This is a genomic window from Georgenia wutianyii (assembly GCF_006349365.1).
GTDB lineage: Bacteria > Actinomycetota > Actinomycetes > Actinomycetales > Actinomycetaceae > Oceanitalea > Oceanitalea wutianyii.
This window is the reverse complement of the sequence record NZ_CP040899.1, coordinates 2789481-2807071: the sequence shown is the minus strand read 5'-3', so window position 1 is coordinate 2807071 and position 17591 is coordinate 2789481. Positions and strand designations below refer to the sequence as shown.

The window sequence follows — 17591 nt, the reverse complement described above, 5'->3', positions numbered from 1 at the left end:
GTGGTGTTCGCCGCGGGCGTGACGGGATGTCGGTGGGTCGTGGTTCCATCGTGGGCGTGGCACACGTGAGGCTCGACGTCCCCGCGGCACCCGCCCCCGTGGGGCTGGACGCGGGGCAGCGGCGTGTCGTCGACCGGCCCGTGGGGCAGGGGCACCTCCTCGTCGTCGGGGCGCCGGGCAGCGGCAAGACGACGACGGCGGTGGAGACCTTCCTCGCCCGCGCCGCCGCCGGGGCACCGGTCGGCTCGCACCCGCTGAGCAGCCCGGCGCTGCTCCTCGCGCCGTCCCGGCGGGCGGCCGACCGCGTGCGCGACCTCGTCGGCTCGCGCCTCGTCGGCGCCGGGGGCAGCTCGCGAGGGCTCGTCCGCTCGGTCGCCTCCTTCGCCTACGCCGTCGTCCACGCCCGGGCCACGGCGCTGCGCCTGCCGCCGCCCACGCTCGTCACCGGCCCCCAGCAGGACGCGATCCTCGCCGAGCTGCTCGCCGGCCACGCCGAGGGCCTGGGACGCGACCCCGGCTGGCCCGCCGAGATCGGCGCCGAGGCGCGGGCCCAGACGGCGTTCCGCAACCAGCTGCGCGACCTGCTCACCCGCGCCGTCGAGCTCGGCCTCAGCCCGGAGGACCTCGCCGCCCTCGGCCGGCGCGCGGGCCGGCCCGAGTGGGAGTCCGCCGCCGTCGTCCTGGAGGAGTACGCCGACGTCACCGTGCTCGGGGAGAGCCCGGCCGACCGTGGCCCGCGCTACGACGTCGCCGCCGTCGTCGACGTCGCCACCCAGGCGCTGCGCGACTGGCGCACCGACCTGCCCGACCTCGCCCCGCCGCGGTGGGGCACCGTCGTCGTCGACGACTACCAGGACGCCACGCTCGCCACGGCACGCCTCCTCCACGCCCTCGCCGACGACGGCGCCGAGCTCGTCCTCCTCGGCGACCCGGACGCCGGGGTCCAGGGGTTCCGCGGCGGGACGCCCGCGCTCGTCGGACGTGCCGTCACCGGGGACGCGCTCGGTGGGTTCGGTGCCGACCGCGAGGTGCTCGGGACCGTCTGGCGCGGCACGCCCGAGCTGCGCGAGGTCGTCCGCCGAGTCACCGGGGAGGTGTCGGTGGTCGGGGGTGCCCGCCACCGCGCGGCCCCCCACGTCCACGAGCTCGACCCCGCTCGCGACGCCCCCGCGCACGGCGCCCCGCACGGCGTGGAGACCGCGGTGCTGCGCAGCGTGAGCCAGCAGGCGGCGCACATCGCCCGGCGGCTGCGCGAGGAGCACCTGCACCACGGCACGGCGTGGTCGCAGATGGTCGTCGTCGTGCGGTCCACCGGCCAGGTCGCCGGGCTGCGGCGCCAGCTGCGCGAGGCCGGCGTCCCGGTCGCCCAGGAGGGTGCGCGCCAGGCGCTGCGCGAGGAGCCCGCGGTCCGCCCGCTGCTCACGGCGCTGCGCGCGGTGAGCGGCGGGCTCGACGCGGAGGCCGCCGTCGCCCTCCTGTGCTCCCCGGTGGGCGGCATGGACTCGGTGTCCCTGCGCGGGCTGCGCCGGGTGCTGCGCACCGCTGCCGCCGCGGAGCTGCCCGAGGCCGCGGCCCCGGCGGCGGTCCGCGCGGCCACCGACGCGCTCCTGCTCGAGGTCCTCGCCGCTCCCGCCCGCGCCGAGCAGCTGCCCGGACCGCACCGGCGCGGCCCGCTGCGGGTCGCGCGGGCGCTCGCCGCCGGACGCGTGGCCGCCGAGCGTGGCGGCGGCGCCACCGAGGTGCTGTGGGCCGTGTGGGAGGCCACCGGCCTCGCCGACCCCTGGCGCCGCCGGGCGCTGGCCGGGGGAGTGTCCGGTGAGCGCGCCGACGCCGACCTCGACGCCCTCATGGCGCTCTTCCGCGCCGCCGAGCAGTTCGACGAGCGGCAGGCCGGGGCGGGTCCCGCCGGGTTCGTCGCCGAGGTCCTCGCCCAGGACATCGCCGCCGACACCCTCGCCGCCCAGGCCCAGCGCACCGAGACCGTCGCGATCCTCACGCCCGCCGGCACCGGCGGCGGGCAGTGGGAGGTCGTCGTCCTCGCCGGGCTCCAGGAGGACGTGTGGCCCGACCTGCGGCTGCGCGACACCCTCCTCGGTGCCGGCGAGCTCGCCGACATCGCCTCCGGCAGGCGCGAGCCGGGTGCCGTGGCCCCGCGCAGCCAGGCCCGGCGCGACGTGCTGGACGACGAGCTGCGCATGCTCGCCGTCGCCGTCTCGCGCTCCACCCGCCGCCTCGTCGCCACCGCCGTCCTCGACCTCGACGACCGCCCCTCCTCCTTCCTCGAGCTCCTCGGTGCGGACACCGAGGACGCCGCCCTCACCCGGGTCCCGCCCGCGCTCGACCTGCGCGGGCTCGTCGCCGAGCTGCGCGCCGCGCTCGACGAGGAGGTCGCCGCCGGAGACCTGCCCGGCAACCGGCCCCGGCTCGAGGCCGCGGCCGCGCTCCTGGCCCACCTCGCCGCCGAGGAGGTGCCGGGCGCCGACCCCGACGACTGGCACGGCCTGGCCGCCCCGAGCAGCACCGCCCCGCTCCACGCCGCGGACCAGCAGGTGCGCGTCTCGCCGTCGGCCGTCGAGACGGCCGACCGCTGCCCGCTGCGGTGGGCGCTGCAGGCCGCCGGGGGCCGGCGCGAGGACACCCTGGACCAGTCGCTCGGCAACCTCGTCCACGAGATCGCCGCCGAGCACCCGCACGGCACCCTCGAGGAGCTGCGCGAGGCCCTGGACTCCCGCTGGTCCTCCCTCGGGCTGGGCGAGGGCTGGGTCGGGCGGCGTTCGCGCGAGCAGGCCGACCGGATGGTCGAGCGGCTCGCCGCCTACGTCGCCGGGGTGCCGGGCGAGGTGGACGTCGAGCGGAAGTTCGAGGCGGACGTCGGGCGCGCCAGGCTCGTGGGGCGCATCGACCGCGTCGAGCGGCTCGGGCCGGACCCGGTCGCCGGAGCCGAGCGTGTGCGCGTCGTCGACCTCAAGACCTCGAAGAACCCGGTGAGCGAGGACGACGCCCGCACCAACGCCCAGCTCGCCACCTACCAGGTGGCGGTCGAGGCCGGGGGCCTCGAGCGGCCCGCCCTCCCGGACGGCGCGCGGCTCGTCTACCTCGGGGCCGGCAGCAGCGGGCCGACCACCCGGGCGCAGGTGCCGCCCGCCGAGGCGGAGGACCCGCGCTGGGCGCACGAGCTCGTCGCCCGGGTCGCCGACACGATGGCCGGGTCGTGCTTCGACGCCCGGCTCAACCCCGGCTGCGGGCACTGCCCCGTGCGGCGCAGCTGCCCGCTCCAGGACGAGGGACGGCAGGTGACCCAGTGACCGGCACGACCACCCCCCTGTGGCACAGCCCCGCGGACATCGCCCGCGCGCTGGGCCAGCACGTGCCCACCGAGGAGCAGCAGGCCGTCATCGAGGCGCCGCTCGCGCCCCAGCTCGTCGTCGCGGGGGCCGGGTCCGGCAAGACGGAGACGATGTCCGCGCGCGTCGTCTACCTCGTCGCCAACGGGCACGTGCGTGCCGACGAGGTCCTCGGGCTCACCTTCACCCGCAAGGCCGCCGCCGAGCTGTCCGACCGCGTCCGCCTGCGGCTGCGCCAGCTGCGCCGCGCCGGGCTGCTCGACACCGGGCCACGGATGGACGTCGACCGGCCCACGATCGCCACCTACAACTCCTTCGCCGCCGACATCGCCAAGGAGCACGCCCTGCGGGTCGGGGTGGACCCCGACGCGCGGCTCGTCACCGAGGCCGGCGCCTGGCAGCTGGCCGACGGCGTCGTCCAGGGCTGGCACGACGCCCTCGACGTCGACGCCTCACCCGGCTCGGTCACCGAGGCGGTCCTCGCGCTGTCCGGCGCGCTCGCCGAGCACCTCCTCACCACCGACGACGCCCGCGAGCAGCTCGAGGACCTCGCCGGCTCGCTCACCGAGGCCGCGCCCGCCGGGCGCACCGCCAAGCCCTACGCCGACACCCGCAAGGTGGTCACCTCGCTGCGTGAGCGGCTCGCCCTGCTCGACCTCGTCGACGCCTACGCCCGGGCCAAGCGCGAGCACGGCGTCATGGACTTCGCCGACCAGGTCGCCACGGCCGCCCGGATCGCCGAGACCGTCCCCGCCGTCGGGCAGGCGCTGCGCGAGCAGTACCCCCTCGTCCTGCTCGACGAGTACCAGGACACCTCGGTCGCCCAGCTGCGCCTCCTGTCGGCCGTCTTCGGCGGCGGGCACGCCGTCACCGCGGTGGGCGACCCGAACCAGGCGATCTACGGCTGGCGCGGCGCCGCGGCGGCCGCGCTCGCCGACTTCCCCGCCCAGTTCCCCAGCCTCGGGCGCGCCGGCCAGGACCACACGCCCACCCGCTACCTGCGCACCTCGTGGCGCAACGACGCCCGGATCCTCGCCGTCGCCAACCGCGTGTCCGGCCCGCTGCGCGTGCCCGACGACTCCGGCCCGGCGCCGGTCGAGGTGCCCGAGCTCGTCGCGCGGCCCGGTGCGGGGGAGGGGCAGGTGCTCGCCGCCTACGCGGAGTCGGTGGACGAGGAGGTGGCCGGCATCGCCGACTTCCTCGCCGAGCGCTGGTCCCCGGAGCAGACCGCCGCCGTCCTGTGCCGTACCCGCTCGCAGTTCACCCCCGTCGTCGAGGCGCTGCGGGCGCGCGGCGTCCCGGTCGAGGTGCTCGGGCTCGGCGGCCTCCTCGCCGCCCCCGAGATCGTCGACGTCCGGGCCGCGCTCGAGGCCGCGCACGACGCCTCGCGCGGCGACTCCGCGATGCGCCTGCTCACCGGCGCCGGCCTCGGCGCCGCGGACCTCCACGTCCTCGGTGCGTGGGCGCGCTCCCTGGCCGCCGCCGGCGGCGCGCAGGGCGAGGCGAGCATCCTCGAGGCGGTGGACGACCCGCCGCCCGCCGACTGGCGCTCCCCGACCGGGAGCGCGCTCACCGTGGACGGGCTGCGCCGCGTCCGCCGCGTCGGGGACCTCCTGCGCCAGGTCCGCTCGCTGAGCTACCTGTCGCTGCCCGAGGTCGTCGCCCACACGATCACCCTCATGGGCCTGGACATCGAGGTGGCCGCGCGCGCCGGGCGGGTCGCCGCCCACGCCCGCGCGAACCTCGACGCGTTCGTCGACGTCGCCGCCTCCTTCGCCGCCGACGCGGGCGGTGGCGGGCTGGGGGCGTTCCTCGGCTGGCTCGACGCGGCCGAGGAGCGCGAACGCGGGCTCGAGCCCGTCGACGCCGACCCGCAGCCCGGTGCGGTCCAGGTGCTCACGGTCCACGCGGCCAAGGGGCTGGAGTGGGACGTCGTCGCCGTCCCCGGGCTCGTGGAGTCCCAGTTCCCCAGCTACAACGGGCGGCCGCGCCCCGACGGCACGGTCTCCGCCTCCGGGTGGCTCACCGACCGGTGCGCGCTGCCCTACCCGCTGCGCGGGGACGCGGCGAGCCTGCCCGCCCTCGACGTCCCGCCCGCCCCGACCCACGCGGACGTGCGCGACGCGCTCACCCGGCTGCGCAGCGACGGCGGCCGTCACGCCGTCGCCGAGGAGCGGCGCCTCGCCTACGTCGCGGTCACCCGCGCCCGGCACACGCTCCTGCTCACCGGCTCGTGGTTCCGCACCGGCAAGTCCCCGCTGCCGCCCTCCCGCTTCCTCAGCGAGCCGCGCGACGCCGGGCTCGTGGAGGAGGCGCCCCTGGGGTGGGCCGCCGAGCCCGAGGCGGACGCCGTCAACCCCAGCCTCGAGCGCGTCGTCGCCGCCACCTGGCCGCTCGACCCCCTCGGGGAGCGGCGCGGGCGCCTGGAGGCTGCCGCCGTCGCCGTGCGCACCGCCACCGGTGTCCCCGAGCCCCGGGAGGGGGACGTCGCCCGCTGGGCGCGCGACGCGGAGCTGCTCCTGCGCGAGCGGGCGGAGTCGCGGGCCGCGAGCCTGGAGGTCTCGCTCGGCACGCACCTGTCCGCCTCCGCCGTCGTCGGCCTCGTCAACGACCCGCACGCCTTCGCCCTCGACCGGCGCAGGCCCATGCCGAGCGCGCCGAGCGAGCACGCGAGCGTCGGAACCCGCTTCCACGCCTGGGTGGAGGAGTTCTACGGGGCGCCCAGCCTGCTCGACGTCGACGGCGCCGAGGACCTCCTCGCCCCGGAGGAGCCCACCGGCACGGCGCCGGACCTCGCCGAGCTCCGCCGCACCTTCGCCGCCTCCGCGTGGGCTGCCCGGCTGCCGGTCGCCGTCGAGGTCGACCTCGAGACCGCCGTCGCCGGCACCGTCGTCCGCTGCCGCATCGACGCCGTCTTCGACGACGAGCACGGCCTGGACGTCGTCGACTGGAAGACCGGTGCGCCGCCGCGCGACGAGGAGACGCTCGCCGCCCGTGAGCTGCAGCTCGCGCTGTACCGTCTCGCGTGGGCGCGGCGCACCGGACGGCCGCTCGAGGAGGTCGGGGCCGCGTTCTACTACGTCGCCGCCGACCGCACCCTGCGGGCCGGCCGTCTCACCGAGGAGGAGATCGTCCGTCGCGTCGGCGCCGCGCTCGCCCGCCTGTGAGATGCCCGGGTGCGCGTGGGCGGCAGCTGACGCAGAGTGGGCCGATGGAACCGATCTACACCGCAGAGGCCCTGTCCACCGGCGCGGGACGCGACGGTCACGTGAGCTCGCCCGACGGCCGCGTCGACCTCGACATGGCCGTCCCCGTCGAGATGGGGGGCTCGGGCCAGGGCGCCAACCCCGAGCTCCTCTTCGCCGCGGGCTACGCCGCGTGCTTCCACTCCGCGCTCCAGGGAGCCGCCCGCCAGGCGGGCGTCGACGTCTCCGGCTCGACCGTCGGCGCGCGGGTCGACATCGGCAAGCGCGAGGACGGCGGCTTCGGCCTCGCCGTCACCCTCGAGGTGGTCCTGCCCGGCGTTCCGGAGGAGGAGGCCCGCCGGCTCGCCGACGCCGCCCACGCCGTGTGCCCCTACTCCGCCGCCACCCGCGGCAACATCGACGTCACCGTGACGGTCGCCGACGACTGAGTCGAGCATCACCACGGCAGGAGGCCGCCCGGCCCAGGGCAGCCGCCCCCGGTGGTGCACCATGAAGAGGTGACAAGCCTCGCCCCGCGTGGCCCCCGGCCCAGTGCGAAGTTCATCGTCCTCGTCGGCGTCATGGCCGCACTCCCGGCGGTCACGACCGACATGTACCTGCCGTCGCTGCCCGTCGTGGCGACCGAGCTGGACACGACCCCCGCCCTCGTCCAGGCGACGATCACCGGTGTCCTCATCGGCGGCGCGGTCGGCCAGCTCATCGTCGGACCGCTGTCCGACCGCTTCGGCAGACGACGTCCCGTCATGATCGGGGTGGCCCTCCACGTCGTCGCCTCGATCCTGTGCATCGTCGCCGCGGGCATCGTCCCGCTGCTCGTCCTGCGCGTCATCCAGGGGATCGGCAACGCCGCGGCCACGACGACGGCGATGGCCGTCATCCGCGACCGCTACAGCGGGGCGACCGCCTCGGCGATCCTCTCGCGCCTCATGCTCGTCATCGGCATCGCGCCGCTGCTCGCCCCCACCGCCGGCAGCCTCGTCGCGGACATCGCCGGCTGGCGCGCGATCTTCGGCGTGCTCGCCGCCCTCGGTGTGGCGCTCATGCTCTTCATGTGGCGCTTCCTGCCCGAGTCCCTGCCGCCCGAGCGGCGCCGCACCGAGGGCATCGGCGGCGCGCTGCGCAGCTACGGCGTGCTCCTGCGCGACCGCCAGTTCGTCGCCCTCGCGATCCTGCCCGGCCTCGGCCTCGGTGCCCTCATGAGCTACGTCGCCGGCTCGCCGTTCGTCTTCCAGGAGGAGTACGGCCTGGGGGAGACGCAGTTCGCGCTGCTCTTCGCCGTCAACGGCATCGGCCTCGTCCTCGGGTCGCAGGTCAACGCCGCGATCGTCCGCCGCTTCGAGCCGCTCCACATCATGCGCGTGGCGGTGCCGGTCGCGCTGGTCCTGGCAGTCGCCCTCTACGTCATCGCCGCGCGGGACGTGGGCGGCCTCGTCGGCATCGTCGTCCCGCTGTGGCTCCTGCTCGCCGTCAACTCCGTCGTCCCCCCGAACGCCAGCGCGCTCGCGCTCAGCCGGCACGGCGAGCGGGCCGGGGCGGCGGCCGCGCTCATCGGCGCCGCGCAGGCGGGGATCGCGGGCCTCGTCAGCCCGCTCGTCGGTGTCCTGGGCGAGGACGCGGTCGCCATGGCTACGGTGATCATCGGGGTCATGGTGCTGGCCGTCGTCGTGCTCGCGTTCGGGACCCCTGCCTACCGACGTCAGGAGCGACGGTGAACGAGGACCTTCCCCCCGAGCTGCGCGACGGTGGCGTGGGCCGCCGTCGCGTCCAGCCGCTGTGGTGGCGCGTGACGACGAGCGCCGTCGCCATCGTGCTCATCGGCCTGCTCGTCGTCGCCCACCTCATGTGACGTACGGCCACCTGCCGCCGCCCGCTGCGGTGAGCCGCCGCCCCGGCATCGCGTAACCTGGGTGATCGTGGCCATCGACTTCCCGCACGAGATCCAGCAGCTGCGTTCCACCTACCGCGCCATCAGCGCGGTGACGGACCCCGACGCGCTGCGGGCCCAGATCGCCGAGCTCTCCGAGAAGGCCTCCGCGCCGAACCTGTGGGACGACCCGGACAGTGCGCAGGAGGTCACCAGCCGACTGTCGCACGCCCAGTCCGAGCTCTCCCGCGTCGAGCGGATGGGCGAGCGCATCGACGACCTCGAGGCGCTCGTCGAGCTCGGGCAGGAGGAGGACGGGGCCGACGCCGACGCCTTCCTCGAGGACGCCCAGGCCGAGCTCGCGAGCGTGCGCAAGGACCTCGCCGACCTCGAGGTGCGCACGCTGCTCTCCGGTGAGTACGACCAGCGCGAGGCGGTCATGACGATCCGCGCCGGCGCCGGCGGCGTCGACGCCGCGGACTTCGCCGAGATGCTCATGCGCATGTACCTGCGCTGGGCCGAGCGGCACGGCTACCCGACCAAGGTGCTCGACACCTCCTACGCCGAGGAGGCGGGCCTCAAGAGCGTGACCCTCGAGGTCAAGGCCCCGTACGCCTTCGGCACCCTGTCCGTCGAGGCCGGCACGCACCGCCTCGTGCGCATCTCCCCGTTCGACAACCAGGGGCGGCGCCAGACCTCCTTCGCCGCCGTCGAGGTCATCCCGCTCATCGAGCAGACGGACCACGTCGAGATCCCCGAGTCGGAGATCAAGGTCGACGTCTTCCGCTCCTCCGGGCCCGGCGGGCAGAGCGTGAACACGACCGACTCCGCCGTGCGGATGACCCACATCCCCACCGGCATCGTCGTGTCGATGCAGAACGAGAAGTCCCAGATCCAGAACCGGGCCGCGGCGCTGCGCGTCCTGCAGTCCCGCCTCCTCCTCGTGCGCCAGCAGGAGGAGAACGCCGCGAAGAAGGCCCTCGCGGGCGACGTCAAGGCGAGCTGGGGCGACCAGATGCGCTCCTACGTCCTTCAGCCCTACCAGATGGTCAAGGACCTGCGCACCGAGCACGAGCAGGGCAACCCGCAGGCCGTGTTCGACGGCGAGATCGACGACTTCATCGAGGCCGGGATCCGCTGGCGCAAGCAGCAGGAGAACCGCGCCGACTGAGCGCCGCCCGGCGTCCTCGCCCGACATCTGCGCGGCCCGCGCGCGGCGTGTCGCCGCCGGGCTCGCGCGCGCCCGTGCCTACTCTCGAACAGGGCCAGAGCTGTACCTTCCCCACCTCCGAGACTGGCCGTAGAGCATGATTCGATTCGAGAACGTCTCCAAGGTCTACGCCAGAGGCGCACGGCCCGCCCTCGACCAGGTGACCCTGGAGATCGAGCGCGGCGAGTTCGTCTTCCTCGTCGGCCAGTCCGGTTCGGGGAAGTCCACCTTCCTGCGGCTCGTGCTGCGTGAGGAGCGGGCCACCTCCGGCCAGGTCTTCGCGCTCGGCCGCGACCTGTCCACCGTGTCCCGGTGGCGGGTGCCCCACCTGCGGCGGCAGATCGGGATGGTCTTCCAGGACTTCCGCCTGCTGCCGAACAAGACCGTGTTCGACAACGTCGCGATCGCCCTCCAGGTCATCGGCAAGCCGCGCCACCACGTCCTCACGACGGTCCCCGAGGTGCTGGAGACCGTCGGCCTCGAGGGCAAGGAGAAGCGCCTGCCCCACGAGCTGTCCGGCGGTGAGCAGCAGCGGGTCGCGATCGCGCGGGCCTTCGTCAACCGGCCCGCGATCCTCCTCGCGGACGAGCCGACGGGCAACCTCGACCCGACGACGTCGATCGGGATCATGCGGCTGCTCGACCGGATCAACCGGATCGGCACGACGGTGGTCATGGCCACCCACGACGACGAGATCGTCGACCAGATGCGCAAGCGCGTCATCGAGCTCGAGGACGGCCGCCCCGTGCGCGACCAGTCGCGCGGCGTCTACGGCGCGGCGAGGTAGGGGCCATGCGCGCACGTTTCGTCCTCAGCCAGCTGGCCTCCGGCCTGCGCCGCAACGTCTCGATGACGGTCTCCGTCATCCTCGTCACCTTCATCTCCCTCGTCTTCGTCGGCGCCGCCGCCCTGCTGCAGATGCAGATCGGCAACATGAAGGACGACTGGTACGACCGCGTCGAGGTCTCCGTCTTCATGTGCCCGCAGGACTCGGCGGTGCCCACGTGCGCGGCCGGCGAGGTCACCGACGAGCAGCTCGCCGACGTCGAGGAGCTCCTCGCGTCCGAGGCGCTCGCACCGTACGTCGACGAGGTCTTCTTCGAGACGAAGGAGGAGGCCTACGCGGCCTTCCAGGAGCAGATGCCGGACACGGTGTGGACCCAGTCCCTCACCCCGGACCAGATGCAGGTCTCCTTCCGGATCAAGCTCGTGGACCCCGAGCAGTACCAGGTCGTCGCCGACGAGCTCTCCGGCCGGCCGGGCGTCGAGGACGTCGTCGACCAGCGGGCGCTCCTCGAGCCGCTGTTCCTCATCCTCGACCGCGCGACCCTGCTCGCCGTCGCCCTCGGCGGCGTCATGATCCTCACCGCGGTCCTGCTCATCACGACGACGATCCGCCTGTCGGCGATGAGCCGGCGCCGCGAGACGTCGATCATGCGCCTCGTCGGCGCCTCGAACCTCTTCATCCAGCTGCCGTTCATGCTCGAGGGTGCGATCGCCGCGCTCGCCGGTGCCGCCCTCGCGGTCGGTGGCCTGTGGCTCGCCGCGCGCTACCTCGTCGAGGGGTGGCTCGCGACGGAGTTCCAGTGGGTGCAGTTCGTCGACACCGGCGACGTCCTGCTCATCGCGCCGCTGCTCGTCGTCGCCGCCATCCTGCTCGCCGGCATCAGCTCCCTGGTGTCCCTCTCCCGCTACACGAGGGTGTGAACGTGACGTCGTCCCCGCGCGGCCTGCGCCGCCTGTCCCGTCCGCTCCTCTCCGCCGTCGTGGCCCTCGGGCTCGTCGTCGGGGGCAGCGCCGCCGTCGCCGACTACGAGGACGACATCCGCGAGTACGACCGCCAGCTGCAGCAGCAGCGGGAGGAGCGCGAGCGCCTCGCCCAGCAGCGCGAGGAGCTGTCCTCGCGGCTCGAGGGCACGAACGAGGACCTCGCCGGCGCCTACCTCGCCCTCGAGGACGCCAACGCCCGCCTCCCGGTCGCCGAGGCGGCCCTCGCCCAGGCCGAGGAGGACCTCGCGGCCGCCGAGCGCGAGGAGCAGGCGGTCGCCGACCGGCTCACCGTCGCCGAGTCCGAGCTGTCCGGCCTGGGGGAGGAGCTGGCCCAGGGCGACGCCCAGATCGCCGCCACCCGCTCCTCGATCGGGGAGCTCGCGCGCAGCACCTACCGCGGCGGCGCCTCCCTCAACGGTCTCTCGGTGGTCCTCAACGCGCGGTCGAGCGAGGAGTTCATCCGGCAGACCGCGATCGTCGACACCGCGGTGCGCACCCAGACGAAGGTCATCACCGACCTCGAGACCATCACGGCCGTCAACCGCAACCGCGAGCTGCGCCAGCAGGCGGTGCGTGACCGCATCGACCAGCTCCACGTCCAGGCGCAGGAGGCCGTCGCTGCCGCCGACGAGGCGCGCGCCGCGGCCGACGAGCACCGTCGCGAGATCGTCCAGATCCAGCAGGAGCAGTCCGAGCTCGCCGAGCGGCTCGAGGGCCTGCGCGAGCAGCTCGCCGCCGACCTCGCCCAGAAGGAGGCCGACGACGACCGCCTCGCCGGCATCATCGCCGGCATCGAGGTGAACCGGGCGCAGTCCGTCGCCGAGCGCGAGCGTGAGGAGCGCGAGCGCCGGGAGCGTGAGGAGCAGGCCCGTCAGGAGGCCGCGGCCTCGGGCGGCGGCGGGTCCTCCTCCTCCGGCGGCGGAGGGTCGAGCGGCGGTGGCGGCGGAGGCGGTGGCTCGGCGAGCATCCTCCCACCCGTGCCCAACCCGCTGTACGTCACCTCGCCGTACGGCTACCGGATCCACCCGATCGCCGGCTACCGCTGGTGGCACGCCGGCGTCGACGTCCGCTCGGCCTGCGGCAACCCGCAGTACGCCGCGGCCAGCGGGACCGTCTCGGCGACGATCCCCGCACCGGGCAACGCCTCGCACGGCAACCAGGTCATCATCGACCACGGCCGGATCGGCGGGAACGGGTACGTCACCGTGACGAACCACCTCAGCCGCTTCAACGTCCGCCCCGGGCAGTGGGTCAACCAGGGCGACGTCATCGGCTACACCGGCCAGACCGGCAACGTCACCGGCTGCCACGTCCACTTCGAGGTGTGGAAGAACGGGGTCACCATCGACCCCATGGGCCTCGGCGGCTGGATCCGCAGCAACTGACCCGCTGCCCCACCCCGGCCCTCTCTCCCGCCCACATTTCCCGCCACCCTCTCCCGCCGAGCGCTGGATCGTGCACCGTGCACGATCCAGCGCTCGCCGCGTAAGGGGGGAGGGAGGCAGGTGCCGATGGCCCCGGCTCACCCCTCGCCGTCGAGCGCGGGATCCTGCACGGCCGCGTGCGTGCAGGATCCAGCTGTCGGCGCGTGAGGGGGTCAGGCGGGGGTGGGGACGCCGAGCCAGTCGTGCCAGCCGTTGTGCAGGACGAGCCAGGCGAGCAGGCCGTAGCCGGCCTGGCCGGGGTGGACGCCGTCACCGGCGGCGACGTCGGCGAGCCACTGGTCGTGCGTGCGCAGCGGCGCGAACGTCTCGACGTACCGCACCTGACGGCGGGTGGACACGTCGGCGAAGGCGTCGGACAGGGCCCCGAGCGCGTCGGCGTCGACGCCGGGCCGCGGCGGGGGACCGACGACGAACACCTCGACGCCGTGCGACCGTGCGCTGTCGAGGATGTTGGCGAGGTTGAGGCGGCTGCGCGCCAGGGAGAGCCCCGCGGTGAGGTCGGCCGAGCCGAGCGCGACGACGAGCCGGTTGTCACTGCCGGGTGCGAAGCGCCGGAAGCACTCGCTCTCCCAGCGGGCCGACAGCGCCGTCGACGTCTCGTCCGGGACGGCGAGCGAGGCGACGAACAGCGGGTCCTCGCTCTGCGTCCGGGCGACGACGCGCCCGACCCAGCCCAACCCCCGAGCATCGCCCATGCCGGCGGACAGCTCGTCCCCGACGACGCAGACCCGCACCCCGTGCTCGCTCACCGTGGCTCCCCTTCTGTTGTCTGTGCCGAACCTACAACGACGGCGGGCCGGTCCGAGGGACCGGCCCGCCGTCGCGTCGTGCCTCAGGCGAAGGCGCTCTCGAGGAGCGCCGCCAGCTGCTCCTTGTGGACGCGTCCCAGGCCGGTGGCGGGGGAGGCCGCCGCAGGGCGGGAGGCGACCCGCAGCTCGCGTCCGCCGAGCGTCTCGGCCGCCAGGTGGTCCGAGAGGAAGGTCCACGGCCCCTGGTTCTGCGGCTCGTCCTGCACCCAGACGAGGTCGGCGCCCGGGTAGCGGTCGAGCTCGGCGCGCACGGCCTCCTGGTCGAGCGGGTAGAGCTGCTCGAGCCGGATGATCGCCGTGGAGGTCGCGCCGGTCTTCTCCCGGTGCGCGGCGAGGTCGTAGTACACGCGGCCCGAGCACATGAGCACCCGGGTGACCTCGCCCTGGGCGCCCTGGTCTCCGATCACCGTCCGGAACGTCCCGCTGGTGAACTCCTCGAGCGGCGAGGCCGCGGCGCGCAGGCGCAGCAGCTGCTTCGGGGTGAACACGACCAGGGGCTTGCGCGGCCGGTCGTAGGCCTGCCGGCGCAGCATGTGGAAGTGGTTCGCGGGGGTGCTGGGCTGGGCGACGACGATGTTCTCCTCGGCGCACAGCTGGAGGAAGCGCTCGATGCGGGCCGAGGAGTGGTCCGGTCCCTGTCCCTCGAAGCCGTGGGGCAGGAGGAGGACGAGCGAGGACCGCTGGCCCCACTTCTGCTCGGCGGAGGAGATGAACTCGTCGATGACGGTCTGCGCGCCGTTGACGAAGTCGCCGAACTGGGCCTCCCACAGGACGAGGGCGTCGGGCCGCTCGACGGAGTAGCCGTACTCGAAGGCCATCGCGGCGTACTCCGACAGCGACGAGTCGTAGACCCAGAACTTCGCCTGGTCCGCCGTGAGGTACATGAGCGGGGTCCACTCCGCGCCCGTGCGCGAGTCGTGCATGACGGCGTGGCGCTGGACGAACGTGCCGCGGCGCGAGTCCTGCCCGGCCAGGCGCACCGGCGTGCCCTCCATGAGGAGGGAGCCGAAGGCGAGGATCTCCCCGAAGCCCCAGTCGATGTCGCCCTCCCGGCTCATCGCCTCGCGCTTCTCGAGCAGCTTGGCGAGCTTGGGGTGGACGGTGAAGCCCTCCGGCGGGCGCACGTGCGCCGCGCCGATGCGCTCGAGGACGGGGGCGGGCACGGCGGTCTGCCAGCCGACCATGGTCCCGGCGTCGACCTGCTGGGACTCCGGCAGCTCGAGCCCGGCGACCTGCTCGTCCTCGCGGACGGGCGGCCGCCAGCCGGACTGGCGGGTCTCGGTGAACGCCTTCTCCAGCTCGGCCTGGTAGTCGTGCATGGCCTGCTCGGCCTGCTCCGGGGTGATGTCGCCGCGACCGACGAGCGCCTCGGTGTAGAGCTTGCGGGTGGAGCGCTTGCCCTCGATGAGGGAGTACATGACCGGCTGGGTCATCGACGGGTCGTCGCCCTCGTTGTGCCCGCGCCGGCGGTAGCACACGAGGTCGATGATGACGTCCTTGTGGAACTCCTGCCGGTAGGCGTAGGCGAGCTCGGCGACCCGCGCCACGGCCTCGGGGTCGTCCCCGTTGACGTGGAAGATCGGGACCTGCAGGCCCTTGGCGACGTCGGTCGGGTAGTACGTGGAGCGCGAGCTCGCCGGCCCGGTCGTGAAGCCGATCTGGTTGTTCACCAGGATGTGCACGGTGCCGCCGGTGCGGTAGCCGCGCAGCTGGGAGAGCTGGAGCGTCTCGGTGACCACGCCCTGCCCGGCGAACGCGGCGTCGCCGTGGATGAGGATCGGCAGGACCGAGAAGCCCTGCGGGCCGAGGTCGATGCGGTCCTGCTTGGCGCGGGTGACGCCCTCGAGCACGCCGTCGACGGCCTCGAGGTGGGAGGGGTTGGCCGCGAGGTAGACGCGGGTCTGCTCCCCGCTCGGCGCGGTGAACTCACCGACGGTGCCGAGGTGGTACTTCACGTCGCCGGAGCCCTGGATCGAGCGCGGGTCCTGGTTGCCCTCGAACTCCGAGAAGATCTGGGCGTAGGACTTGCCGGCGATGTTCGCCAGCACGTTGAGCCGGCCGCGGTGGGCCATGCCGATGGTGACCTCGTCCAGCGCGTCGCGTGCCGCCCCCGTGAGGATGGTGTCGAGCATCGGGATGAGCGACTCACCGCCCTCGAGGCTGAAGCGCTTCTGCCCGACGTACTTCGTCTGGAGGAACGTCTCGAAGGCCTCGGCCTGGCCGAGCTTGTGCAGGATGTGGAGCTGCTTCTCGGGGCTGGGCTTCTGGTAGGGCGTCTCGAGCCGGGCCTGCATCCAGCGCCGCTCGACCGGGTCCTGCAGGTGCATGTACTCGATGCCGATGGTGCGGCAGTACGTGTCGCGCAGCGTCCCGAGGATGTCGCGCAGCGGCATGCGGCTGGTCCCGGCGAAGCCGCCGGTGGGGAAGGTGCGGTCCAGGTCCCACAACGACAGCCCGTGGTTCGTGATGTCGAGGTCGGGGTGGCGCCGCTGGCGGTAGGTCAGTGGGTCCGTGTCGGCCATGAGGTGGCCGCGAGACCGGTAGGAGTGGATGACCTCGGCGATCCGGGCCGGCTTGCCGAGCTCGGTCTCCGGGTCGACATGGACGTCGCGCTGCCAGCGGACGGGCTCGTAGGGCACCCGCAGCGAGGCGAAGACGCGGTCGTAGAAGCCGTCCTTGCCGAGCAGCTTCTCCTCCATCACCCGGAGGAACTCGCCCGACGCCGCGCCCTGGATGATGCGGTGGTCGTAGGTCGAGGTGAGGGTGAGGACCCGGGAGATGCCGGCGCGGGCGAGGGTCTCCTCGGAGGCACCCTGGTACTCCGCCGGGTAGTCGAGCGCGCCGACGCCGACGATCGTGCCCTGGCCGACCATGAGGCGCGGCATCGAGTGCACGGTGCCGATGGTGCCCGGGTTGGTGAGCGTGATCGTCGTCCCGGCGAAGTCCTCGACGGTGAGCTTGCCCCCGCGGGCCTTGCGCACGATGTCCTCGTAGGCGAGGCGGAACTGCGCGAAGTCCATCTCCTCGGCCGCCTTGATCGAGGGCACGAGGAGCTGGCGGGTGCCGTCCGGCTTGGGCAGGTCGATCGCCAGGCCGAAGTTCACGTGCGCCGGCTGGGTGATCGCCGGCTTGCCGTCGAGCTCGGTGTAGGCGGCGTTCATCTCCGGCAGCGCACCGAGCGCCTCGATGACGGCGTAGCCGATGAGGTGGGTGAAGGAGACCTTCCCACCGCGCCCGCGGGCGAGGTGGTTGTTGATGACGATGCGGTTGTCCGCGAGGAGCTTGGCGGGCACCGCGCGCACGCTCGTCGCGGTGGGCACCTCGAGGCTCGCGTCCATGTTCTTCACGACGCGCGCGGCCGGGCCACGCAGCTTGGTCGTGCCGTCCGGCGGCGCCTGGGCGGCCTGCCGGGAGGCCGGGGTGGAGGTGTACCCGGCGACGGCGGGCTGGGCGGCGGCCTCGGGGGCCGGCTCCTCGGCGACGGTCCGCGCGACCTGCTTGGCCTTGGGTGCGGGCGCCGGTGCGTTCCGCGTCGTGTCCGAGCCGGGCTGCACCGAGGGACGGGCCTCGGACACGTCGCTCGTCGAGCGGGCACCGGTGTCGGGGGTGGGGTCGGCGGGCGGCGCGTCGGCCCGCTCGGACGTGCCGGCGGAGGCGGGCTGGCCGGCGGCGGACGGCTGCTGCGCCGTCGCCGACGTGGCGGCGTTCGAGGGCGCCGCCTTCTCCGCGGCTCCGTTGCCGGGGCGGTAGTCCTTGAAGAAGTCCCACCACGCGGGGTCGACCAGCGCGGGGTCCTTCCTGTACTGCTCGAACAGCTCCTCGATGAGCCATTCGTTCGGGCCGAAGTCGGCGGCGACGGGGTCAGGGTGCTCCTGCGTGGACACTTCGGGGATCGCCCTCTTCCGAGACGTGTGGGGTGGAGGAGAAAGTGCTCTTCAAGCGT

At 74.3% G+C, this 17591-nt stretch carries 11 protein-coding genes; 9 read left to right on the top strand and 2 right to left on the bottom strand.

Annotated features, from left to right (window positions below):
- Positions 1-56 precede the first annotated feature (56 nt).
- From FE251_RS12375 to FE251_RS12340, 9 genes are all read left to right on the top strand, one after another.
- Complete coding sequence (locus FE251_RS12375; RefSeq protein WP_230976425.1) at positions 57-3305, top strand: ATP-dependent helicase; 3249 nt, start codon at positions 57-59, stop codon at positions 3303-3305.
- Entirely contained in the window at positions 3302-6511 is a 3210-nt protein-coding gene (locus FE251_RS12370) for an ATP-dependent helicase (RefSeq protein WP_139948945.1), read from the top strand. The genes FE251_RS12375 and FE251_RS12370 overlap by 4 nt, the downstream gene beginning before the upstream one ends.
- 44 nt (positions 6512-6555) lie before the next feature.
- Positions 6556-6978: an organic hydroperoxide resistance protein gene (locus FE251_RS12365; protein ID WP_139072515.1), complete on the top strand. Its 423-nt coding sequence runs from the start codon at positions 6556-6558 to the stop codon at positions 6976-6978.
- A gap of 69 nt (positions 6979-7047) precedes the next feature.
- Positions 7048-8262 carry a multidrug effflux MFS transporter gene (locus tag FE251_RS12360; RefSeq protein ID WP_230976424.1) on the top strand — a complete coding sequence of 405 codons (1215 nt, stop codon included), beginning with the start codon at positions 7048-7050 and terminating at the stop codon, positions 8260-8262.
- Complete coding sequence (locus tag FE251_RS15570) at positions 8259-8396, top strand: hypothetical protein (RefSeq protein WP_168202728.1); 138 nt, start codon at positions 8259-8261, stop codon at positions 8394-8396. Before FE251_RS12360 ends, FE251_RS15570 begins: the two co-directional genes overlap by 4 nt.
- Before the next feature lie 67 nt (positions 8397-8463).
- On the top strand, positions 8464-9585 hold the full coding sequence (prfB, locus tag FE251_RS12355) for a peptide chain release factor 2 (RefSeq protein ID WP_139072514.1): 1122 nt from the start codon (positions 8464-8466) through the stop codon (positions 9583-9585).
- A 136-nt stretch (positions 9586-9721) separates the two neighbouring features.
- Positions 9722-10411, top strand: a complete 690-nt coding sequence (ftsE, locus tag FE251_RS12350) for a cell division ATP-binding protein FtsE (protein ID WP_139072513.1) — start codon at positions 9722-9724, stop codon at positions 10409-10411.
- A gap of 5 nt (positions 10412-10416) precedes the next feature.
- The gene (gene ftsX, locus FE251_RS12345; protein ID WP_139072512.1) at positions 10417-11331 is read left to right on the top strand and encodes a permease-like cell division protein FtsX; all 915 of its coding nucleotides are present in this window, start codon (positions 10417-10419) and stop codon (positions 11329-11331) included.
- A gap of 2 nt (positions 11332-11333) precedes the next feature.
- The gene (locus tag FE251_RS12340) at positions 11334-12779 is read left to right on the top strand and encodes a M23 family metallopeptidase (RefSeq protein ID WP_139948944.1); all 1446 of its coding nucleotides are present in this window, start codon (positions 11334-11336) and stop codon (positions 12777-12779) included.
- A gap of 212 nt (positions 12780-12991) precedes the next feature.
- Here FE251_RS12340 and FE251_RS12335 read toward each other — a convergent pair whose 3' ends face one another.
- Both FE251_RS12335 and FE251_RS12330 read right to left on the bottom strand, forming a co-directional pair.
- Complete coding sequence (locus tag FE251_RS12335) at positions 12992-13588, bottom strand: GDSL-type esterase/lipase family protein (protein ID WP_139948943.1); 597 nt, start codon at positions 13586-13588, stop codon at positions 12992-12994.
- Between the two features lie 83 nt (positions 13589-13671).
- Positions 13672-17541, bottom strand: a complete 3870-nt coding sequence (locus tag FE251_RS12330) for a multifunctional oxoglutarate decarboxylase/oxoglutarate dehydrogenase thiamine pyrophosphate-binding subunit/dihydrolipoyllysine-residue succinyltransferase subunit (RefSeq protein WP_407925297.1) — start codon at positions 17539-17541, stop codon at positions 13672-13674.
- Positions 17542-17591: the final 50 nt, after the last annotated feature.

What these genes read in the sequence shown, in the direction of transcription:
- FE251_RS12365 (WP_139072515.1), top strand. Translation starts at nt 6,556, where the DNA reads ATGGAACCGATCTACACCGCAGAGGCCCTGTCCACCGGCGCGGGACGC.
- ftsE (WP_139072513.1), top strand. Translation starts at nt 9,722, where the DNA reads ATGATTCGATTCGAGAACGTCTCCAAGGTCTACGCCAGAGGCGCACGG.
- ftsX (WP_139072512.1), top strand. Translation starts at nt 10,417, where the DNA reads ATGCGCGCACGTTTCGTCCTCAGCCAGCTGGCCTCCGGCCTGCGCCGC.